At 67.5% G+C, this 18,201-nt stretch carries 20 protein-coding genes and 3 tRNA genes; 7 read left to right on the top strand and 16 right to left on the bottom strand.

The genetic code is table 11. The annotated features are described in order from the left end of the window. The first annotated feature begins 39 nt into the window (after positions 1-39). Positions 40-810 carry a hypothetical protein gene (locus D7316_RS16435; RefSeq protein WP_124709206.1) on the top strand — a complete coding sequence of 257 codons (771 nt, stop codon included), beginning with the start codon at positions 40-42 and terminating at the stop codon, positions 808-810. An 11-nt stretch (positions 811-821) separates the two neighbouring features. Here the strand turns inward: D7316_RS16435 and D7316_RS16440 are convergent, their stop codons facing one another. The 6 genes from D7316_RS16440 to D7316_RS16465 all read right to left on the bottom strand — a co-directional run bounded on the left by D7316_RS16440 (position 822) and on the right by D7316_RS16465 (position 3,259). Beyond that, positions 822-1,205: a nuclear transport factor 2 family protein gene (locus tag D7316_RS16440; RefSeq protein WP_124709207.1), complete on the bottom strand. Its 384-nt coding sequence runs from the start codon at positions 1,203-1,205 to the stop codon at positions 822-824. Positions 1,206-1,284: 79 nt separating this feature from the next. Beyond that, positions 1,285-1,372, bottom strand: a tRNA-Ser gene (locus tag D7316_RS16445). A 113-nt stretch (positions 1,373-1,485) separates the two neighbouring features. After that, positions 1,486-1,695, bottom strand: coding sequence for a CsbD family protein (locus tag D7316_RS16450; protein ID WP_124709208.1), 210 nt, complete (start codon positions 1,693-1,695; stop codon positions 1,486-1,488). A 107-nt stretch (positions 1,696-1,802) separates the two neighbouring features. Beyond that, positions 1,803-2,072: a hypothetical protein gene (locus D7316_RS16455; RefSeq protein WP_124709209.1), complete on the bottom strand. Its 270-nt coding sequence runs from the start codon at positions 2,070-2,072 to the stop codon at positions 1,803-1,805. A 141-nt stretch (positions 2,073-2,213) separates the two neighbouring features. Beyond that, positions 2,214-2,702, bottom strand: a complete 489-nt coding sequence (locus D7316_RS16460; RefSeq protein WP_232016934.1) for a nucleoside deaminase — start codon at positions 2,700-2,702, stop codon at positions 2,214-2,216. 11 nt (positions 2,703-2,713) lie between these two features. Continuing rightward, complete coding sequence (locus D7316_RS16465; protein WP_124709210.1) at positions 2,714-3,259, bottom strand: tRNA adenosine deaminase-associated protein; 546 nt, start codon at positions 3,257-3,259, stop codon at positions 2,714-2,716. Positions 3,260-3,353: 94 nt separating this feature from the next. On the opposite strand from D7316_RS16465, the gene D7316_RS16470 reads away from it, so the two are divergent. After that, positions 3,354-4,328, top strand: a complete 975-nt coding sequence (locus D7316_RS16470) for a prephenate dehydrogenase (protein WP_232016935.1) — start codon at positions 3,354-3,356, stop codon at positions 4,326-4,328. Positions 4,329-4,353: 25 nt separating this feature from the next. Here the strand turns inward: D7316_RS16470 and D7316_RS16475 are convergent, their stop codons facing one another. From D7316_RS16475 to aqpZ, 4 genes are all read right to left on the bottom strand, one after another. Next, positions 4,354-4,902 carry a putative glycolipid-binding domain-containing protein gene (locus D7316_RS16475; protein ID WP_124711393.1) on the bottom strand — a complete coding sequence of 183 codons (549 nt, stop codon included), beginning with the start codon at positions 4,900-4,902 and terminating at the stop codon, positions 4,354-4,356. 155 nt (positions 4,903-5,057) lie between these two features. Beyond that, complete coding sequence (locus D7316_RS16480) at positions 5,058-5,777, bottom strand: hypothetical protein (RefSeq protein WP_124709211.1); 720 nt, start codon at positions 5,775-5,777, stop codon at positions 5,058-5,060. Positions 5,778-5,897: 120 nt separating this feature from the next. Further along, on the bottom strand, positions 5,898-7,595 hold the full coding sequence (locus tag D7316_RS16485; RefSeq protein WP_124709212.1) for a cation:proton antiporter: 1,698 nt from the start codon (positions 7,593-7,595) through the stop codon (positions 5,898-5,900). Positions 7,596-7,663: 68 nt separating this feature from the next. Next, complete coding sequence (aqpZ, locus tag D7316_RS16490; protein WP_124709213.1) at positions 7,664-8,464, bottom strand: aquaporin Z; 801 nt, start codon at positions 8,462-8,464, stop codon at positions 7,664-7,666. Positions 8,465-8,611: 147 nt separating this feature from the next. On the opposite strand from aqpZ, the gene D7316_RS16495 reads away from it, so the two are divergent. Then, on the top strand, positions 8,612-9,475 hold the full coding sequence (locus D7316_RS16495) for a bile acid:sodium symporter family protein (protein WP_124709214.1): 864 nt from the start codon (positions 8,612-8,614) through the stop codon (positions 9,473-9,475). Between the two features lie 129 nt (positions 9,476-9,604). Here the strand turns inward: D7316_RS16495 and D7316_RS16500 are convergent. Both D7316_RS16500 and D7316_RS16505 read right to left on the bottom strand, forming a co-directional pair. Next, a tRNA-Arg gene (locus tag D7316_RS16500) sits at positions 9,605-9,677 on the bottom strand. Between the two features lie 36 nt (positions 9,678-9,713). Further along, positions 9,714-9,802 (bottom strand) — tRNA-Ser (locus D7316_RS16505). A gap of 109 nt (positions 9,803-9,911) precedes the next feature. Here D7316_RS16505 and hisC point away from each other — a divergent pair. Next, on the top strand, positions 9,912-10,976 hold the full coding sequence (hisC, locus tag D7316_RS16510; protein ID WP_124709215.1) for a histidinol-phosphate transaminase: 1,065 nt from the start codon (positions 9,912-9,914) through the stop codon (positions 10,974-10,976). Between the two features lie 16 nt (positions 10,977-10,992). Here hisC and D7316_RS16515 read toward each other — a convergent pair whose 3' ends face one another. After that, positions 10,993-11,931 (bottom strand): alpha/beta hydrolase, encoded by a 939-nt coding sequence (locus tag D7316_RS16515; RefSeq protein WP_232017192.1) that lies wholly within the window; start codon positions 11,929-11,931, stop codon positions 10,993-10,995. Between the two features lie 242 nt (positions 11,932-12,173). On the opposite strand from D7316_RS16515, the gene D7316_RS16520 reads away from it, so the two are divergent. Continuing rightward, positions 12,174-12,761, top strand: a complete 588-nt coding sequence (locus D7316_RS16520; protein ID WP_197718251.1) for an acyl-CoA thioesterase — start codon at positions 12,174-12,176, stop codon at positions 12,759-12,761. Positions 12,762-12,772: 11 nt separating this feature from the next. Here the strand turns inward: D7316_RS16520 and D7316_RS16525 are convergent, their stop codons facing one another. Next, positions 12,773-14,014, bottom strand: a complete 1,242-nt coding sequence (locus tag D7316_RS16525) for a hypothetical protein (RefSeq protein ID WP_124709216.1) — start codon at positions 14,012-14,014, stop codon at positions 12,773-12,775. 177 nt (positions 14,015-14,191) lie between these two features. After that, complete coding sequence (locus D7316_RS16530; RefSeq protein ID WP_124709217.1) at positions 14,192-15,295, bottom strand: acyltransferase family protein; 1,104 nt, start codon at positions 15,293-15,295, stop codon at positions 14,192-14,194. Between the two features lie 42 nt (positions 15,296-15,337). Here D7316_RS16530 and D7316_RS16535 point away from each other — a divergent pair, with 42 nt between their 5' ends. Then, positions 15,338-16,375 (top strand): magnesium transporter CorA family protein, encoded by a 1,038-nt coding sequence (locus D7316_RS16535; RefSeq protein ID WP_124709218.1) that lies wholly within the window; start codon positions 15,338-15,340, stop codon positions 16,373-16,375. Between the two features lie 28 nt (positions 16,376-16,403). Here D7316_RS16535 and D7316_RS16540 read toward each other — a convergent pair whose 3' ends face one another. Continuing rightward, positions 16,404-17,078 carry a winged helix-turn-helix transcriptional regulator gene (locus D7316_RS16540; protein WP_124709219.1) on the bottom strand — a complete coding sequence of 225 codons (675 nt, stop codon included), beginning with the start codon at positions 17,076-17,078 and terminating at the stop codon, positions 16,404-16,406. A 191-nt stretch (positions 17,079-17,269) separates the two neighbouring features. Here D7316_RS16540 and D7316_RS16545 point away from each other — a divergent pair, with 191 nt between their 5' ends. Then, positions 17,270-18,121, top strand: coding sequence for a class I SAM-dependent methyltransferase (locus tag D7316_RS16545; RefSeq protein ID WP_124709220.1), 852 nt, complete (start codon positions 17,270-17,272; stop codon positions 18,119-18,121). Positions 18,122-18,201 lie beyond the last annotated feature (80 nt).

Consider the following 18,201-nt stretch of genomic DNA (forward strand, 5'->3'; position numbering starts at 1 on the left):
GACGCTCATCCACGCCGATGCGAAGAAGGGATCGATGCCATGACCAGCCGACGTGGCGGTGTGGCGACGATTCTTCTCGCCGTGACCGTGCTCGCCGCCTGTGGCGAGTCCACGCAGACCACCTCGTCGAACTCACCCGGCCAGGTGATTGTCACCTCGTCGTCCACACCGCCATCGTCGGCCGCCGCGCCGATGCCGTCGCCCACGCCCGCGGCGCAGCGCTATGTGGCGGCCTCGGTACCGGTGACGGGCGTTAGCGGCACCACCACCGTCGACGTTCTCCTGCCGCAGGTGACCGGTGGAGACGCCGCTGTTCGCAGCCGATTCAACAGCGGGATGCGCGCGGGCCTCGACGATCTCATCGGCAACGTCGGCGGTGGCCAGTTCACCGTGGCGAACGGCTCACTCGTGACCGACGAACGGAGCAGGGTCACCACGATCACCGAAACCGTCGTCGCCGGCGTCGGGATCTACATGACGAACGCACCCGGGGCCGCACATCCCAACAACCACGTCGCGACCACCACCATCAATGCGTCCACCGCGCAACCGATTCTGCTGACCGACGTCTTCGTCGATCCGGCTGCGGCCGCCCAGCGCCTGGCGATGCTGGTGCCGCGACTGGACAGCCGGGCAGATCCGCCGCAGCCCGCGATCGACAGTTTCCTCAACTGGGTTCCGCTGAGCACCGGCTTCCACATCTACGTGTCCGTGATCCATGCGCTCGGCGACTACCTGCCGGTCACCGTGCCGTGGGACGACATCTCCGATCTGATGAAGCCCGGCATGGCCGCAGTGCTCGGCGGGTAGGCGCCACGGAGCTACTGCTCGTAGCTCTCCAGCGCGTCCACGGTTCGCCAACTCGGCCAGGTGGTCTCCCACACCCGGTGAATGCGACCGTCGAGATAGGACGCGATGAGCACCACCTCGATCCGCGTCGGCGTCTCCCCCGGTCGGGAGGTGGTGATCCACACGCGACCCGCGACCCGGTCGCCCGCGTCCACCCAGGCGTCCTCGTCATACTCGATCGCGTAAGCGATGTCGGTCGCATAGACGCGACGATGACCGTCGGCGAAATCGGCGAACTCCTCGGTCAGTCCGTCGGAGGTCATCACGAAGTCCGGGTGGTAGTAGCGCCCGATGAGGTCGGCGTCCTTACGCACGACCATCTGGTCGAACATCTCCTTGAGGCGAGCCACGGTCATGGCGGCGACGGTATCCGAACCGGGTGCCCGACACGACGAAAACGGCCCCTCATCTGGGTAGATGAGGGGCCGTTCGCTGCGGTGGCGGAGGGATTTGAACCCTCGGTACGGGGTTACCGCACACAGCATTTCGAGTGCTGCACCTTCGGCCGCTCGGACACGCCACCGCGGAAGACTGTACCGCAGTCGGCGTCCAGGCCTAAATTGGCTGGTCAGAGCACCCTTTGCGGGGCTTTACCCCTCGGTGCCGGAGACGCTGCTCCGCAGAGAGGCTGGTGTCCTAGCGTCCGGTGAGTTTGTCCTTGAGGTCGTCGACCTTGCCCTTGACCGCATCCGCGGCCTCGGTGACCTTCTGCTTGCCCTGGGCGACAGACTTGTCGCCACGGCCTTCGTCCTTGAGGTCCTGGTTGTCGGTGAGATCGCCGGCAGCTTCTTTACCGCGACCCTTCAATTCTTCGGCCTTGTTCTTGGCGTCGTCTGCAACTCCCATGAACTGCCTCCTTCTACTTCTCCCGGGACCCGGTGTCACCGGCGTTCAAAGGCACTTCCACCGTGCCACGGAAGACCGGCGCCGACCACAATCGCAGGTCAGGCAGATCATTTGCCGGTGATCTTGTCCTTGATCTCGTCGAACTTGTCCATTGCGGTCGACAGTGCGTCCTGCACCTTCTCGTTCCCCGCGATCTCGCCGAACTTCTCCTTGGCGGTGTCGACGGCGCCCTGGACCTTCTCGTGCTCGGCGAGCTCGGTCAGCTTGTCCTTGGCGGTACCGACGGCCCCCTGGACCTGGTCGCTCGCCGCGAACTCGTTGATCTTGTCCTTGACGGTGTTGACCGCCTCGTTCACCTTGTCGGTGGGGTCGGACATCTTCTTCTCCTCGGGTCGGGTGGGCACGGCCAGGTGCACGCGCCCATGTGCCCAATCTGCCAGAGCTTCCGCTGTTCCGAACCCTGATTTCCACCCTGATTCCTGCGCTGCGAAGCCAGGGTCCGATCGCGTCGCGAGGCCTCAGTCGGTACGCCGGGCACTGAAGAAGTCGAGCATCAACGCTCTGCCCTCCTCCTCGCGCACACCGCCGACCACCTGCGGCCGATGGGTCAGCCGGGGATCCCGCACGACATCCCACAGCGACCCGACGGCGCCGGTCTTGGGCTCCCACGCACCGAACACGAGCGTGTCCACCCGTGCCAGCGTGATCGCCCCGGCGCACATGGTGCACGGCTCGACGGTCACCACGATGGTGCATCCCGGAAGCCGCCATCCGTCGCCGAATCTGCTTGCCGCCGTGCGGAGTGCGAGAATCTCGGCGTGCGCGGTCGGGTCGCAGTCGGCCTCCCGACGATTACCCGCGCGGGCCAGTTCGATGCCTCCCGGATCGAATACGACAGCCCCGATCGGGACGTCGTCGGCGCCGCTGTCGTCGACGGCGGCCAGCAGCGCCGAACTCATCATGGACTCCCATTCCGCGCGCAGCGGCCCGGCGGGCGAGGACACCATGACGGGCGGGGTCAGTGGCCGAGTGAGTCGAGAACCTTGGACAGCTGGTCGGCGAACCCGAGCCGCGCGGCGATCATGCCCACCTGCTCGTCGGCGTACAGATCGGTGTCACCGACGATGATGCTCATGACGGCGTCGGGTAGACCGAGGTCCGCAAGGATGCCGAGATCGCCCTCTTCCCACGGGTCGATGTCGTCGAGTTCGTCGGGATCGAGGTCGGGCACCTCGATGTTCATCGCATCGAGCGCGTCGGCGGCGACGTCGTAGTCGACGCCGGCGGTCGCGTCGGAGATCAGCAGTTGAGCACCGGACGGCCCGGGCCGCACGACGATGAAGAACTCGTCGTCGACGTCGAGCAGACCGAACACCGCACCCGTGGCCCGCAGCTCACGCAGCTGCAGCTCGGCATCATCGAGATTGCGCAACGCCGACGTATTCAACGCGGAAACCTTCCACGCGCCCTCGTCGCGGACGACCGCGACAGCGAAACCCTCGATCTCGTCGTTGACGTCCTGCTTGTTCGAACCACCCGATACATTCGCGCCGGCACCTGCCATGCAGGTCACCGTAGCCGTAATCGGCGGACCACCCAAGTCCCGCACCCGCCCCTCGCCGCCACACCGGATGGGGCGCGTGTGGGAATCTGAAGGGGTGACTGCCCCTGCCGCCCGCCTCGACCCGCACGCCGGACCGCCGGTCTGTGTTCTCGGCCTCGGCCTGATCGGCGGATCGTTGCTGCGGGCACTGCACGACGCCGGTCGGCAGTGCTACGGATACAACCGGTCCACACAGACCGTCGAGGCCGCGACCGCGTCCGGCCATCGCGCCTCCACCGATCTGATCGCGACGCTGCGCCAGGCTGCCGCCGACGATGCACTGCTGGTCCTCGCCACGCCGATGACAACCATCGACGATCTCCTGCCGGTCATCGCCGAACAGGCGGGCACCTGCCTGCTCACCGACGTCGTCAGCGTCAAACGGCCGGTCGCCGAATCGGTCACCCGCCTCGCCCGCGGTCAACGCTACGTCGGCGGGCACCCGATGGCCGGAACCAGCCGATCAGGTTGGGCAGCAACCGATCCCACGCTCTTCCGCGATGCGATGTGGATGGTGAGCACCGAGGACCACACCGACCCCGACGACTGGCTGGTGGTCGCGTCCCTGGCGCGGACGGTCGGGTCGTTGGTGGTACCCGCCGCGCCCGATGCGCATGACCGGGCCGTCGCGGCCATCTCGCATCTGCCGCATCTGACGGCGGCCGCCACCGCGGCGGTCGGTGCGGGCGAGAGCGATCTGGCGCTGCGGCTGGCCGCCGGCAGCTTCCGCGACGGGACGCGGGTCGCCGGCACCGCACCGGCATTGCAGCGAGCGATGCTGGAGGCCAACGGGATCGCACTGCTGAACGTCCTCAGCGAGGCCATCAACCGGTTGACGGCCGTCCGCGACGAACTGCGCGACCGCGGCAGCGTCGAGGTGCTCGTCGACGACGGGCACCGGGCACGACTCGCCTACGAGGCGATCGCCGGTGCGGACCCGGTCGCGATCAGCGGCGTGACGGTGGGCGATCCGGGATGGGCGGAGGAACTACGGCGTCAGGCGCACCGCGCGCGGGTCTGGTTCGGCTGACGCGTGCGCTGGGTCCGGGTGCGGCTCAGACGCGGGTGGCCAGACCGGCGTAGTCGACCACGAAACCCTCGTCGTCGACGGTCAGCGTGGAGGTGACGATCGGCGAGATGACGCCGATCGAGTCGGGCCCCGGGGTGTAGTGCAGGGTGGCCGGCTCGACGGTGCCCGCCGGGAGGTAGAGGTAGGCGACCGGCACGTCGATCTCGTCGCCACCGCGCTGGAGTCCGTGACGGCGGATCGGCAGGGCGTTGAACATCGGGGACAGCGCCAGGTCGACGTCCTCGGCACCGTTGAAGTCACTGCGGTTGGTGCCCTCGCTGGTCTGGACCAGCCAATTGTTCTCTCCGTCACGCGTGATGCCGAGCTGTGTTTCTCCACTCGCACGCACCAGATGGACGGACAACCGCTTGGTGACACCGGAGTCGTTGGTGACGAGCTCGTAGGACGCCGAGAACGCCTCGTGCTCATTCGTGGCTGCCGCGATGATCCGGCCGTAGGCCTTGATCCGGGAACCGGTGACGTGCAGACGGACCTGTTCGAGCCGGTCAGCACCCTCGCCGCGCCACGTGATCATCGTCTTGAAGTCGGCCGATGACGACGCGTCGCCCTGCGGGGCGGTGTTCTCTGGGGCTGTCTGAGAGGAACTCACGGGTCTACGGTAGCGACCTCGGGACCTCGGCACACAGTCGATGCGCTCGGAAGACGCCCCAATCTGTGATCGGGGTCACCTCAGGCCCGGCAGGACACCGTTCGCCGAGGTGACTCCGCGGCGATCCGATCGGTGGCGACGGTCCGTCCGTCGACCGTGATCGCACAGGTGGCCGCCCCCTGTCCGGCGAGCACCAGGACGCGCAGCGGATTGGCCGAGCCGGTGAACGTGATCGTCCACTTCGTCGAGTCGTCGACGGTCGTCCGCAGGCCGTTGTCGTCGACGTAGAGGATCGTGGCCGGACTCGACGTGGTCACCTCGTAGATGACCGCCTTGCCGATCGGCAGGGTCTGCCCGCCGGGCGCGCCCGGGGTGTCGGGTTCGTCGTCGGGCGCCGCCGTCGGCATCCGGGTCGGCAGCTCGGAGATCACCACGGGCATGTCGGGCTGCGCGGTGGGTGGTTCGTCGTCGCGCAGGGCGGCCCGCCCGACGGTGACCGCGAGCAGGCTCAGTGCGGCGACCGCGACCAGCGCCAGCACCCCGACCAGGCGCCGGTCCGACGACGCGAGCCGGCGCGACGTCTCGTCGGGTACGTCACCGTCGTCGGCGGGCGTCGGGACAACCTCATCGCGCTGTTCGAGGGTCGGGTCCGGACCGGACGGCTGCCCCGGCACGAAGACCGGCCGGCCGTCGGGGGTGTACCCCAACGGCGGATACAGCTGGGCATACAGCGGTGTGCGGTAGAGGTCGTCGGGTGGCGGACGGCTCCCCTGCGGCGACCGTTCGGCGGGTTCTCCCAACTTCGGCCTCCCGTCGGCGTCGTCTGGTCCCGGCAGATGCCCGACCACGGGCCGGACGACCCGCACCTTCGACAGTACGACGACGCGTCGCCGACGTCCGCCGGCCGTCGGCGACCGAGATCAGAGACGACTCTCGAGGCGCGCCGACAAGCCCGCTTCCTGCAGGTCGAGGCGTTCCAGCATGGCGCGCACCGCCTCATCGTCGACCTTCCCGGCGTCCCGGTCGGCGACCAAGGCCTCCCGTTGCGCATGCAGCACCGCGCGGTAGAGGGTCGCGAACGCGTCGTTACGGGCCGTGTGGGCCTCCGGGTCCGGCATCTCCTCCGCGTCGCGGGACTGTCGCGCGACGGTGTCCTTGATGAACTCCACGGTCGCGGCATCCAGTTCTGCCGGCGGGCGGTCGACGAAGTCGGCGAACACCTGATCCGCGGCCGTGTGCACGATGGTCTCGGTCCGGGCCGTCTGATCGTGGTCGTACCGTTCCTCGTCCTCGTTGTGCAGGTTCAGCCGTGCGATGAGCCACGGCAGTGTGGGTCCCTGGATCAGGATCGTCCCGACCGCGACCACGAAGGCGATCGCCTGGATCGCCGAACGCTCGGGGAACGGTTCGCCCGACGCCATGGTCACCGGGATGCCGGAGGCAGCGGCGAGGGTGACCACGCCGCGCATCCCGGTCCAGGCGACCACCGTCGACTCCTGCCAGGTGAGTGGGCGATGATCGATGCGGTCGGCAAATCGGCGCCATCGTCCGGGCGGACGGTCCTCCGCGGGAACGGGTCTCGTCGAGCGCCGAGGGTTGGCCGGCACCTCGACGTTGACCGCGCTGTCGATGCGCCGGCTCACCACGCCCCGGCCGAACATCGCGAAGACACAGATCGGCCGGATCGCCAGCACCACGACGAGCACCAGGACCGAGGCGGCGACGATGTGCAGCAACGACTCTCGGGCGTCGCGCAGGTCTTCGATGATGAACCGCATCTGCAGACCGATGTAGGCGAACACGAAGGCCTCGAGCAGGACGTCGACCGAGTTCCAGACATACCGTTCCTGGAGTCGCGTCTGGTAGCCGGCGTGGACCGATCCGGAGCCGACGACGAATCCGGCGATCACGACGGCCAGCACGCCCGACGCGTGGAGGTGCTCTGCCGCGAGGAAGGCGGCGAACGGCACGACGAAGCCCTGCACGGTCTCGAGGGCAGGGTTCTGCAGATGCCGACGGATCCAGAGGGTGAGCATGCCGAGCACCGCACCGACGATCGGGCCGAGGATCGCGTTGTAGCCGAACAGCGCGAGCGGGTTGCCGATGAACGAGTGGGTGTCGGCGATCTGGGAGATGGCGATCGCGAACAGGGAGAGCGCTGCGGCGTCGTTGACCAGACTCTCACCGGTGAGGATGGTCATCAGCCGCTTCGGCAGGCCGAGTTTACGGCCGATGGCGACCGCGGTCACCGCGTCCGGCGGCGCGACGATCGCCCCGAGCAGCAGCGCGAGGATGAACGTGAACTCCGGGATGACCAGTGACGCCACCCAGCCGACGGCGACGGCGGTGATCACCACCATCGCGACACCGAGGCCGAGGATCGGCTTCAGGTTCCGCAGAAAGTTCGGGAACGAGAAGCCCAGGGCCGCCGAGTACAGCAGTGGCGGCAGGACAACGGTCAGCAGGATGTGCGAATCGAGTTCGACTCGCGGCATACCGGGGATGAACGACACCGCGAGCGCGATCACGACGATGATCAGCGCGGGTTGCATCCCCCGGCGGTCGGCGACGGCGGTCACGATGATGGCACCGACGAGTACCAGGATGAGCAGTTCCATGCCGGGATTGTCCCAGGCAGTGGCGATTTCCGCTGACCGCCACAGCGGTCAGCGGAAACGGATCGACGTCATGCCTCCACAGAATCCGAGCGGGAGGCGGGCGTTGCCGGGGCCGACTTGGCGCCCAGGACGAACTTCCCGTTCTCGAACAGCAACGGGTAGAGCACCCCGCCGATGAGACCGCCGAGAAGTGGTGCGACCCAGAACACCCACAGCTGTCCCGGCGCACCGTTCCCGTTGAAGAAGGCGACAGCGGTCGACCGTGCAGGGTTCACCGACGTGTTGCTGATCGGGATCGAGATGAGGTGGATCAAGGTCAGCGTGAGGCCGATGGCCAACGGCCCGAAACCCTTGTTGGATCGCTCCTCGGTGGCGCCGAGGATCACGATCAGGAAGAACGCGGTGAGCAGGACCTCGGCGATGATCACCGCGGCCAGCGAGTAGTTGCCGGGCGAGTGTTCGCCGTAGCCGTTCGCGGCCATGTTTCCCTCGGCGACGAAACCTGGTTTGCCCTTGGCGATCACGAGAAGGATCAGGCCCGCCAGGAGCCCACCGACGACCTGGGAGATCCAGTAACCGGGCAGTTCCTTCCATGACAGACGGCCGCCGACGGCAGCGCCCAGGGTGATCGCCGGATTGAAGTGCGCCCCCGAGATGTGGCCGACAGCGTAGGCCATGGTGACCACGGTGAGGCCGAATGCGAGTGCCACACCGAGGAATCCGATACCTACCTGGAACGTGTTCTGCCCGTCGTCGGACTGGGCGATCTGCTTGGCCGCGAAAATCGCACTGCCGCAACCTCCGAACACCAGCCAGAAGGTGCCGAAGAACTCGGCGGCGAGTTTCGCCGCGGTGGATGGAGATGCCATGGAAGTTCCTTTCGTTCGATGCACAAAGGAATCCCCCGCGACACTACGGTAACCAAAATTATCTGAAGTGCGGTGAATTCTGTGAAAAATCCGCACAGCGATCAGAATGTCCTGACACGCGATTCACGCGGCGACGAAAGGGCCCCGATGGAATCCTCGTTCGTCAGCGTCGGTCTACCGGTCGCGCTGGCCGTGGTCATGTTCGGCCTCGGGCTCTCGCTCTCGGTCGCCGACTTCCGGCGTGTGGTGGCGACGCCGCGCGCAACGGTGATCATCCTCGGATGCCAGATGCTGCTGCTCCCCGCGGTCGCATTCGGACTGGCGATCGTGTTCGACCTGGAACCATTGCTCGCCGTCGGCCTGATGACCCTCGCGGCGTCCCCGGGTGGGTCGATGGCCAGCCTGATGAGTCATCTCTTCCGCGGCGACGTCGCGCTCAACATCACCCTGACCGCGGTTAACTCTGTGCTCGCTCTGATCACCCTGCCGATCGTGGTGAATCTGTCGCTGGCGTACTTCACCGACGCGTCGGACAACATCGGTGCGCAACCGGGGAAGCTGTTGCAGGTGTTCGCGGTGGTCCTCATCCCGGTCGCACTGGGCATGCTGGTCCGGGCACGTGCCGAGGGGGTCGCGACGCGCGCCGACCGGCCGGTTCGGATCGCATCGGTGGTGCTGGTCGTCGTCGTACTGCTCGGCACGCTGCTCAGCGAGGACCGCGTGATGGATTTCCTCGTGAAGGCCGGCGCGGTGACGTCGGTGTTCTGCGTGGTGTCCCTGGGTCTGGGCTATCTCATCCCGCGGCTCGCGGGTCTGGGACAGGCCCAGTCGATCGCCGGCGGCTTCGAGATCGGGCTGCACAATGCGACGTTGGCGCTCGCGGTCACCCTGACGGTGCTCGACAGCACTGAGATGTCGGTGGCGCCCGCGGTGTACGGCATCGCGATGTTCCCGTTGGCGGGGGCGTTCGGTGTGGTGGTCTCGCGGCTCGGGCGGGTGGGTGCCCGGTGAATCATCCCGGTTCTGGCCGCAGCTTCGGATTCCGGCACGGAGCAGGAACTGCGGCCAGACACCGGAACTGAAGCCAGAACGAGAAACCCCCGCCATCCGACGTGGTCGGTTGGCGGGGGTCTCGTGCGGTGCGCCCGTAGGGATTCGAACCCCAAACCTTCTGATCCGTAGTCAGATGCTCTATCCGTTGAGCTACGGGCGCGTGCTATTCAGTTGTGCCCCGCTGTGGGCGGGTCGGCGGAGGCGAGAGGATTTGAACCTCCGGTCCCGTTTTAGCGAGACAACTCATTAGCAGTGAGTCCCATTCGGCCGCTCTGGCACGCCTCCTAGCGGAGTCCTTTCGAACTGCCGAAGCGAAAGATTACACACGTCTGCGCACGCGAAGCAAACCAGCACCGTTTTGGCCGTTGGCCGGGCCCGGACCTACATTTGTCGGGTGACCCTGCGCATCCGCCCAGACCTCGACGACCTGCCCGTCTACGTGCCCGGCAAGACGTTTCCGGGCGCGGTGAAGCTGGCGAGCAACGAGGTGACCGAGGGCCCGTTGCCGAGCGTTCTGGAGGCGATCACCGCCGCGGCCGGGTCGGCCAACCGCTATCCCGACAACGGCATGGTGGAGCTCACCGCGGCGCTGTCGAAGAAGCTGGGCGTCACCGAGGACGAGATCCAGGTCGGCTGCGGTTCGGTGATCCTCTGCCAGAACCTGATCACCATCACCAGCGGCCCCGGCGACGAGGTGCTGTTCGGCTGGCGGTCGTTCGAGACGTATCCGCTCGCGACCCGGGTGACCGGCGCGACGCCGGTACAGATCCCACTGACCCCCGACCTCACCTACGACCTTCCGGCGATGGCCGCGGCGATCACCGAGCGCACGCGCCTGATCTTCGTCTGCAACCCGAACAACCCGACCGGCACGGTCGTCGAGGCCGACGCGCTTCGCGAGTTCCTCCGGGCGGTGCCGTCCGACGTCATCGTGGCCCTCGACGAGGCCTACTTCGAGTACCTGCGCCTGGGCCCGACGCAGGCCTACGACGCGGTCGAGCTGCACCGCGAGTTCCGCAACCTCGTCGTCCTGCGGACCTTCTCCAAGGCCTACGGCCTCGCCGGGCTGCGGGTGGGCTACGCGCTCGGCGATCCCGAGGTCATCACCGCCCTCGGCAAGGTGCATGTGCCGTTCTCGGTGAACAGCCTCGCCCAGCACGCCGCGGTGGCATGCCTCGACGCCGAGGACGAGCTGCTGGCCCGGACCGAGGCCGTCGTCGCCGAACGCATCCGGGTGACGCATCGGCTCCGCGAGCTCGGCTATCGCGTGCCGGATTCGCAGGCCAACTTCGTCTGGCTCGACCTGGGCGACGCGACCGTCGACTTCGCGCGGGACTGCGTGGCGGCCGGTGTGGTGGTCCGGCCGTTCGCCGGTGACGGCGCGCGGGTCACGGTCACCAACCCGGCCGAGGACGACGCGTTCCTCCGCTTCGCCGAGCAGTGGAGTGGGCGCGCCTGACGAGCGCCGCGCCCGTCTACAGGTCGCGTGAGATGGTCGGCCAGGCCGCCGGGAGATCCTGTTCCCAGTAGACCCAGTTGTGGGTCCCGATGAGGCGGAAGCCCTCGGTGAACGGGACGTTGTTGGCCCGCAGGGTCGCGGCGAACTCCAGCGAACAACGCCAGGCCCCGACCTCCAATGCCGACGCTGCCGCGGTCACGGCCGGACGCGGACCGTCCTTGGGGTCGTAGGGTGCGGTGAGGTCGAGGGGACCGACCGCCCCGGAGCCGGCGGCGAGGTAGATGTTCTTGCCGCGCAGCCTGTCGAGGTACCGGCTCGGATCGTGGGCATTCCAGTTGGCGGACCCGAACGGGCCCCACATGTTGGTGGCGTCGCCGCCGCTCTTGGCGACCGTGGTGCGCACGTAGCTCTCGTTGACCGGGCCGGACACCGGCGGGCACCCGCTCAGCGACGCGATCCCGGAGTACAGGTCGGGGTGCCGTGCCGCGAGCGCGAACGCCGACTGGCCACCCATCGAGAGGCCCACCACCGCATTGCGGCCGGTTCCGTCGAACCGGTCATCGACCAGCGGCGGCAGCTCCCTCGTGAGGAACGTCTCCCACTGCGGCTTGCCGATCTTCGGATCGCGCCGGGTCCAGTTCGTGTAGAAGCTGCCCGCGCCACCGGTCGGCAACACCACGTTGACGTTCTTGTCGGCGAAGAACTTTCCCGCCTTGCCTTTGGTGATCCAGTCGCTGACGTCTTCACCGGCGTCGGCGCCGTCGAGGAGATACACCGTCGATCGAGGTCCGCTGCTGTTGCGCGGGGTGAGGACGGAGACCTTGACCTTGCCACCCATCGACGGCGAGTTGACCCAGACGTCGGTTCGTTCCGGGCTCAGCCGAGCGGTCTTCGAGATCTTGGCGACCTTGGTGTCGGCGTGCGCCACCGTGGGCGCTCCCATCAGCGCGATCATCAGCGCGGCGACCACCGCCGCCCATCGACTCGAGTTCCGCATGTTCTCCCTCACTGCGCACGCCCGCGACTGCACCCGAACGCCGGTCTCGGCGTCGGTATCGGCATCGGACACGCGGCATCCCCCCGGCGCCGCCTCCCCTGACAGGATACTGATCGGTAATCGCCTTGCGGAACCCCGACGAGGCCATTCGTGCGTACATCCGGCAACAGTTCGGCGACATTCTCGAGAGGCGGATGCAGATGACACCGGTGGAGACAACCCGCGACACACCCGAAGACGCAGGTCACGGCGGTCTCGGCCCGGGCGGCTTCGCGTACGTCGCGCATGTCCCGGTCCGCTGGTCGGACATGGACGCCTTCGGCCACATCAATCATGCGCGCATGGTCACGTTGATGGAGGAGGCTCGGGTGGCGTGGCTGCTCTCGACCGGCGCCGGGAGCGAAGCGAGCGGGCCGAATGTCACTGGCGCCGGGAGCGAAGCGAGCGGGCCGAATCAGACCGGCGCCGGGAGCGAAGCGAGCGGGCCGAATTCGCCCGGCGCCGGGTATGCGCCGTTGATCAAGAGCGCGATGATCGTGCACGTCGAGATCCGCTACCAGCGACAGCTGCGCCACGACGACTCGCCGCTGCAGGTGGGCATGTGGATCAAGGGCAACCGGTCGGTCGACTTCACCATCGGCTACGAGGTCCGCGCCCGCGACGACGCGCCCGGCACGAAACCGGCGTGCGTCGCGAGCACACAGATGGCCGTCGTGGACATCGAGGCGCACACGCTGCGTCGGCTCACCGCGACGGAGAAGGAGTACCTCCGGGCGTGGTCGCGATGAGATATGCGGGGTCAGGACGGCTCGTACCGCGCCGGCAGCTCCCGCGGCACGGCCGGTGAGATGCGGGCGATGTTGCCCTGCAATACATCCCGATAGATTCGTAGCTGATCCTCGCCGCTGCGCACCTGTTCGGTGAGTCGCTTCGCATTGTCGACGGAGATCTCCCGATCTCCCGATCGGGCAATGAGCGCATCGATGCGGTCGTCGATGGTGGTGGCGCGGTTGTACTCGGCCAAGACCCGCAACTCGATGGCGGCCGACTCGACGACCGCGGCGACCTCACCGAGCGCCTGTACCCGATCGAGCAACTCCGTCCACACGGGTCGCAGCGTGGTCTCGCGGCGGTCGATGTGCTCGGCGAAGGACTGATCGAATCCGCCGTTGCGTTTCGCCCGGTCGAGATCGATACGCACCGCCCGCAGCGCGATCACGTCGGCCGCGATCTCCGCGAGCTCGGCGTGCAGGTTGACCTGGGTGCGCTGGATCTCGAAGTGATCCGACAACCACGCCGGGTTACGCACGATCCGGTCGTAGAAATGAGCGGCGACGAACAGCAACGTCTCGTATCCGTCGACGAAGGCAGCCGTTCCGGGCGTACCGACCGGCGCGGTGGGCGCGTCGCCACGCTCGGGCACCAGGATCTGGCTCGCCCACTCACCCGCCTGCGCGTGACCCGACTTCGCGGCGACCTGGCCGACCACCCCGGCCAGACGATCGAAGGCCGCGGTGCCTGCGCGGCGCATGTACCCAGTGGTGTTCACGTTCGGTGTCGGGGTGCACATGAGCCCCGCGAACAGGCGCTCACGTTCCTCGATCTCGAGATAGACGTTCTCGCGGCGCTCGCGCCGGATGGCGCGGGTCCCGCCCGCGAACACACCCTTCGCCGTGACGAGGGTCTTGCGGGCGTCGTCGCGGCGCCGGTACAGCCCGTTCAGCCGGTTGCGCATCACCGCGGCGACCACACTCGGCATCATCGGATTGCCCAGCTGATGTTCGGTCTGCCCGATGGCGCGATGCAGACGCCGGAGGTCGCCGAATCCGCCGGGCAACACCGGCACCGGCAGGCCCGTCGAGATGCGACGCACCAGGATCGAGCGACCGCCGGGCGTCAGGAAGCCGGCCGCGACGAGCACGGCCGCAGTGTCGGAGAGTTCGGGTCGTTCACCCGGCAGGCGCGACTGATCGCACCACGACCGGATCTCGTCACTGGTGGTGACGCCGGTCGGAAGCCCTGGACGCCGGATATCGGCCATCGGATAACCCTCGATTCCCCTGCCCGGACCTGCGGGAGGACACCTTCGATGCTACCTGCGCCCGCCGACCGCCCCGGGGTTCCGAGGACGCCGCTGCTTCATCTTCATCAGGCCCGCTCGCTCCGCTCCCGGCGCCAGCACATCAGGCCCGCTCGCTCCGCTCCCGGCGCCAGCACATCAGGCCCGCTCGCTCCGCTCCCGGCGCCAGAGCGGCCTGGTGACCCGGTGCAGCGCCCACGCCACCGGCACACTCACCGCCGTCGTGACGACGAAGGCGACCGGCGTCGATCCACCGAACACCCCGAAACCCAGTACGTCCATCACCACCTCGAGCACCACGACGTGTACGAGGAAGAACTCGTAGGAGATGTCACCGAGCCACACCATCGGTCGGCTACCGCACAGCCGCGCCCACCAGTCCGACTGCTCACGCATCGCCAGCGGCCCGATCAGCGCGACGGCGATCACCGCATAGAGCAGATGCTTGACGATGGTCGCGGACGCCGTCGTCGGCGTGATGGTCGGTTCACCTGCGATCGCCGCCCCGGACAGCAGGAAGGCTCCGGCCGCGACGGCTACCGAGATGGTCGCGTCCCAACGTCGGATCAACCGGGTACACACCGCGAGGAGCATGCCCGCGACGAACCAACCGAGGAAGGCCGGCGCCCACAGCCGTGCGGTCGGACTGATCCCGGTACTGCCCGCGACGATCACGGACCAGATCGGGGACACCGTCATCAGGGCGAGCAGTCCGACGACGAGCAGGTCGGGACGCCATCGCCGGCGACAGATCACCACCAGGACCCACGCGATCACCGGCAACAGGAGATAGAAGACCACCTCGGCGGCCAGACTCCACATCTGCGTCAGTCCCGAGTGCAGATGCCCGAACCCGTAGACCTGGGTGAGGGTCATGTTTCGGATGAACCCCGACCACCCGGCACCGGTCGGCGATGCATCGGGCGGTTCATAGACCAGATAGAGGGCGTACACCGCGATCACGGTGAGCCAGTAGGCCGGCAGGATGCGGCGCGCCCGGTGCCCGAGATAGCGGCTCACCGAGGGCATCGAGCGCTGCTCGGCGAGCGCGGCGATCCACGGCGAGAACAGCAGGTAACCGGAGAGGACGAAGAAGATCGCGACGCCGACCTCGAAGCGACTGAGCAGCCGCCCGACGTAATCATCCGTGTAGTGGCCGGTCCAGAATGCGGCGTGGGTGAGGCACACCGACAGCGCTGCGATGGTCCGGATTCCGGTGAGAGACGGGATCCGCGCGGCCATGCTGTGATCCTGCCATCGGCCCGCCGGTGGCAGGATGTGGGTATGTCCGAACGCATCCGGGGTCAGATCTGGCGCGACGGCCAGAAGATCGACGGGTTCGAGCTGGGTAAGGTCTCGGACTGCATCGAGGATGACCGTCTGCTGGTCTGGGCGGATCTGGAATGCCCCACCCACGAGACCATGACCCGCCTCGCCGACGAACTCGACCTCGATCCGTTCGCGGTGGAGGACACCACCGCGACGGCGGAGCGCGTGAAAACCATCAGCTACGCCCACCACACCTTTCTCATGGTGTACGCCGTCACGATGACGGACGACGGCGGGGCCCGCGACAGCGACCGCGCCGAACGCGGCGCACCTGCCCGACCAGCCGATCGAGCCAAAGCATTTGATCTGCATCGTATTTCGGTGTTCATCAAGAAGAACGCGCTGATCACGGTCCGGCTGTCCGAAGGTTTCGACATCGACCAGGTCACCGACCGGTGGGATGAGATCGGCGGCGAACAGTACGGAATCGGCGCATTGCTGCACGGACTGCTCGACGTCGTCGTCGACGGCCACTTCGACGCCGTCCAACGCCTCGACGATGCGATCGAGGACCTCGAGGGATCGCTGTTCGACGAGAAGGTGGCGTCGCGGACGCTGCAGCGCGAGACCTACGATCTGCGTAAGGATCTCGTGCTCCTACGCCGGGTCGTGCTGCCCATGCGGGAGGTCATCGGGAGCATCCAGCGACGCCGATTCGACAACGAGGCGCCGCCCGAACTCGACCCGCACTTCTCCGACCTCTACGACCACGCGATACGAGCCGCCGAGTGGACGGAGTCTCTGCGCGACATGATCACCACCGTGTTCGAGACGAACCTGTCGCTGGCCGACGCCCGACTCAACACGGTGATGAAGAAACTCACCGCCTGGGCGGCGATCATCGCGGTGCCGACCGCGATCACCGGCTTCTACGGTCAGAACGTGCCCTACCCCGGGTATGACCGCCTGCTCGGATTCATCACCAGCACCGTACTCATCGTCGCCCTGGTGATAGGTCTCTACGTCAGCTTCCGGCGCCGTGACTGGCTGTGAGACAACCGATTCACGGTGACTGTCGCGATCACGCGGGACGCGGGATCGCCGCCGCGTTGCTCTGACCGATCCAGTCCGGCACATCGCGCCGGACCTCGGATGAGGCGAGCACGGTGATCCGATTGTCGGCCAACGCCGTTCGCCAGGAGACGTCGCCGCGCCACACTTCGGTCAGGGTACGCAGGTCGGTGACCACGGTGGCGTCGACGTCGTAGCCGGGATGGAAGTCGCAGACCTCGGCATCACCGTCGCTGACCACCAGCCACCACGAGCCGGCCTTCCCGATGACGTCGCGGAAGGTGAACTCCACTAGGGTGCGCCGTCGGGGCCACCGGTCGATCGGGATGGTCCGGTGCATGTCCCACATCAGCAGATGCGGATCCAGATCGGCGTCGCCGAGCTCGCCGATCCATCGGGTACCCCACGCGCTCAACGCTGTCACGACCTCGGTGAGCTCCTCCCCCTTCTCGGTCAGCGTGTACACCGATCGCCCACCGACCTCGGCTCGCCGGATCACCCCGGCCCGCTCCAGCCCACGCAGTCGCTTGGTCAGCAGTGCCGGCGACATCTTCGGCACGCCGCGCCTCAACTCGTTGAAATGCCTACTGCCCAAGAGGAGTTCACGTACAACGAGTATCGTCCATCGTTCGTCGAGCAGCTCCATTGCCTTCGCCACCGGGCAGAACTGTCCATATGAGGTCATTGCGACCACCTCCGTCGACCGTGTTCAAGTACACACCCCGACGGCGACGATGACCAGTACAGATTCTGAACCGGGGGTGGTTCAGATCTTGATCTGGAGGACCGCGGCTCCCCGGCGGGATGCTGACCACGGCAGAAACCCCGACGGCGTCCTCCGATTCGACGTCGTATGAATGAATGAAGGAGTCCTCCATGTCGATCGACGACATCACCACCGACACCGCGGTGAAGGCGAAGCACCGCGCACTCTGGGCATCCGGCGACTACCCGGCGGTGGCCGACGTGATCGCCGCCCTGGGCCCTCGCCTCGTCGAGGCCACCGGTATCGACCGCGGCGACCGCGTCGTCGACATCGCCGCCGGCGCCGGCAATGTCGCCATCCCGGCGGCCCGGGCCGGCGCACATGTTGTCGCCACGGATCTCACCCCTGAGCTCCTGGAGATCGGCGAGCAGCGCGCAGGCGATCTCGGGATCGTCTGGCGCACCGCGGATGCCGAGGATCTGCCGTTCGACACCGGAACCTTTGACGTCGCGGTGTCGTGCGTGGGCGTCATGTTCGCGCCGCACCATCAGAGCTGCGCCGACGAACTCGTCCGCGTCTGCCGGCCGGGCGGCCGGATCGGTCTGATCAACTGGACGCCAACCGGATTCATCGGCGAACTGTTCGCCGCGATGAAGCCGTACGCACCCCCGCCACCGCCGCGTGAAGTGGGCCCGCTCGCTACGCTCCCGGCGCCCGGTACGCAACCCGGTGTGCGGTGGGGCGACGCCGACCATGTGCGGGCCCTGCTCGGGGATCGCGTCCGCGATCTCACCGCGACCACCGACTCCGTCCCGATCACCCGGTTCGCCGACGGCGCCGCGTTCCGCGACTTCTTCAAGGCCAGCTACGGGCCGACCATCGCGACGTTCAGGGCGATCGCCGACGAACCGGACAAGGTCGCCGCGCTCGACGGCGCGATGGCCGCGCTCGCCGACCGTCACCTCGACGCCGGCCGGATGAGCTGGGAATACCTACTGGTGACCGCCACCGTGGCCGACTGAGGGACCGCCCGTCGGGCATCGGCCCGGTCACCGCGCCGTTGCGGAACGGTCTCGCGATTGGCTTACCGAGAGGCAATTCG

The sequence above is a fragment of the Gordonia insulae genome, from assembly GCF_003855095.1.
Lineage (GTDB): Bacteria > Actinomycetota > Actinomycetes > Mycobacteriales > Mycobacteriaceae > Gordonia > Gordonia insulae.